The following is a 2,588-nucleotide window of genomic DNA, read 5'->3' on the forward strand; positions in this document are numbered from 1 at the left end:
TCACGAACTTCCAGTAAAAAGTCTTAGGACAAAGGTGCTGGCTTTTCGATACAGTTTAAATTTGAGTAGTACAATAAACCCGATGGAAGCACATTCAACCACTGGAGCAAAAAATTCATCTCCCCAATCTGTACCGAACAAGTCCATCCAAAAATGGGTATTGATTTCAGTGTAAAGGTTGTTTACAAATACATTGACCAAAAAGAAGGCAGGTACAAGCATGTACACCCCCGCATAAAGCTTAAAAAACGTATAAGCTAAACAAAACCTCGCTTCACCGTTTTGCCGTTCATTTCCACTTCCGAAGCTTTGTACTTACTTCCTGGAGACAAGCTATAACGATTAGATGTGTCCTTGCGGCTCACAATAATATGAATATGACTTTGAGGACCTGGTTTGAGCATCCCAGGAACAATTCGTTTTCCATTCAATTGATGTGGTGCTTTTTGTTCTAGATGATTGATCTGTCTTTGAAGTTTCTTAATATTTCCACGCACTTCTCCTCGCTCTATCCGTCGAATATCTTGTTTCAACTCTAATATTTGAGAGGCATAAGGTTGATTTTCCCGAATCTGTTTATCGGTTTCTTTAAAGGTGCGTTGTCGCTCCACCTTGGCATAATATTTAATATCATCAATAGATACAGGCTTCCCGTCAATTTCCCGATTGAAGGCTTTAGCATAGGTTTTCATAGCTTCTCTAGTGTACTTTTTTAAAGCTTCAGGAGCATCTCCAATAGCTCTGAGTTCCCGCTGACTTGGATTCAATGTAATGGAATAAAATTTGGGCTCTGCTTTTTTAAGTTTAGCTGTATTGCTATCAATTTCCTTGACAACCTCTTCGGCGGATATGTCATTATGATGTTGATCAAAAAACTGTTCTAGTTCAGGCATGGGTTTTCCTTCATTCTCTTTTTCGAGATAATCCACAAAAGCGGCTGCACTTTGTCCAAAATTCCCACTAAGACTTTGTGCGGTAATGGTGATGTACATGATTCAACGATTTTTTAAAATTCTCCAATTCATTTTTATCCATATCCAGTTTATGATATCCTTTTCCAAAAGTTCCTTTTACATAGTTTAATTGATTCCATAGCTCCTCTACCCTATTTTTATAATGACTCAGTTCCTTTTGCATCTCTTCATAACGATTACGGTAATGTTCTAATTCGGCATCCCTGGTTAAGAGTTCGGGAGCACCAAAATCAAAGCTTCCCTCCTGTTCTTTCCATTGTTTACTGTGGGATTCCATTTGAGAAACCTCTTGAAATAAAATATCCAACATCGCTTTAGTGGGAAGGGTTTGCTCTTTTTCAATGTTACGAATGATGGCTATCAGGGCATTAATACGTTTTTTGGTATCATCCTTTTTCACTCCAAGATTCTCATTTGGAGAAAGGTTATTCCATTTAAAAAAGTTCAGCATGGCTTCTAGCGTTTCCGAATGTGATTTAGAAACGTCTTTGGAATATCTCCTAAACCGATCTGCTATTTCTTTTTTAATACTAATAGCTGAAAAGCGATATTTTTCATATGTTTTTTCCATATTTACTGTAAAAAAGTCCCTTTTTATGGGCATTCCAACGGTATTTACTGTAAACCCCTGGAAATCGGTACAATTAAATTGTTTTTAAATAATTGATTGTCAGTTAATTAAAATCTAAAAACAAATCGGAACACCGCAACGCGTGTTACCCTCTTGCTACTCCTTTTTGTCCCGCAGGGACAAAATTCATACACCCCACCAAAGTGGGTGCCTTATTTTAATTGTGCTAAAATGGTCATATAAGGAAAGTCAAATCGTTCGTTTGGAAAGCTATCAAAACGAACCTATTTTGATGACCAAAAAGGCTGTTACCTCTTGTTTTAAAGATACTAATTTCAAGGGATTACCCATAAAAAAAGCCCATCATAATCGATGGGCTTGATTGGTATTATTTGCTATTTAGATATTGAAAACATACTTATAATTGTATAGATTTCGTATCGCTTCTTCTTCCAATAGGGATTCATAATTTACATAGTGTTCCCTAGCGTAGTGCTTTAATTGTTTCCCTAATCGACTTTCTATATCTTTTTTGGACATAGAAAGCAACCGATTTTGGGTTTCCTTATCGAGATTATTGTAATTTAAATAAACCATTATTGTATACTTTAAAATTCAATTTATAAGAAACCATTATCGGCAAAACTGAAGTAATTCCCACAGGGGCTTAAAATAATATGGTCTAATACTTTCACATCAAGATACGAACCTGCTTTTTTGATTTTTTGTGTAATTTCATTATCCTGTTCACTGGCTTTTAGTGTGCCACTGGGATGGTTATGACATAAAATTACAGCTGTAGATAAACTTTTTAGAATAACAGCATATAAGATTCTGATATCCACTAAAGTGCCCGTGATACCGCCTATGGAAAGCGTATAGATTCCTTTTACCTTATTCGAATTATTTAACAATAAGACTTTAAAAGTCTCTTGTAAAGCGATGGTATTCATATCAAAGGATTGTAAAAGAATAGCAGCAGCTTTGCTACTACTGGAAATAGTTGTTTCACAACTGGTCAAAAAACTTTCTTTATACGAGAG

3 protein-coding genes and 2 pseudogenes are annotated in these 2,588 nt (G+C 35.7%); all 5 read right to left on the reverse strand.

Annotation, left to right across the window (positions count from 1 at the left end):
* Nucleotides 1-261 (reverse strand): annotated as a pseudogene (locus tag AC13CQ_RS00035) (hypothetical protein); the annotation flags it as partial.
* A gap of 2 nt (nucleotides 262-263) precedes the next feature.
* Nucleotides 264-992: pseudogene (mobB, locus tag AC13CQ_RS00040) on the reverse strand (MobB family relaxase); the annotation flags it as partial.
* Nucleotides 961-1,578 (reverse strand): BfmA/BtgA family mobilization protein, encoded by a 618-nt coding sequence (locus AC13CQ_RS00045; protein WP_008610591.1) that lies wholly within the window; start codon nucleotides 1,576-1,578, stop codon nucleotides 961-963. The pseudogene mobB and the gene AC13CQ_RS00045, both read right to left, overlap by 32 nt.
* Nucleotides 1,579-1,944: 366 nt before the next feature.
* Nucleotides 1,945-2,142, reverse strand: a complete 198-nt coding sequence (locus AC13CQ_RS00050) for a hypothetical protein (RefSeq protein WP_482882573.1) — start codon at nucleotides 2,140-2,142, stop codon at nucleotides 1,945-1,947.
* 23 nt (nucleotides 2,143-2,165) lie between these two features.
* Nucleotides 2,166-2,588, reverse strand: a 423-nt coding sequence (locus AC13CQ_RS00055) for a JAB domain-containing protein (protein WP_482882574.1), incomplete at its 5' end; no start/stop codon positions are given.

This window comes from Galbibacter sp. L-19 (genome assembly GCF_056857615.1).

Coding starts and splice junctions, on each gene's coding strand:
- AC13CQ_RS00045 (WP_008610591.1), bottom strand. CDS start 1,578: ATGCCCATAAAAAGGGACTTTTTTACAGTAAATATGGAAAAAACATAT.
- AC13CQ_RS00050 (WP_482882573.1), bottom strand. CDS start 2,142: ATGGTTTATTTAAATTACAATAATCTCGATAAGGAAACCCAAAATCGG.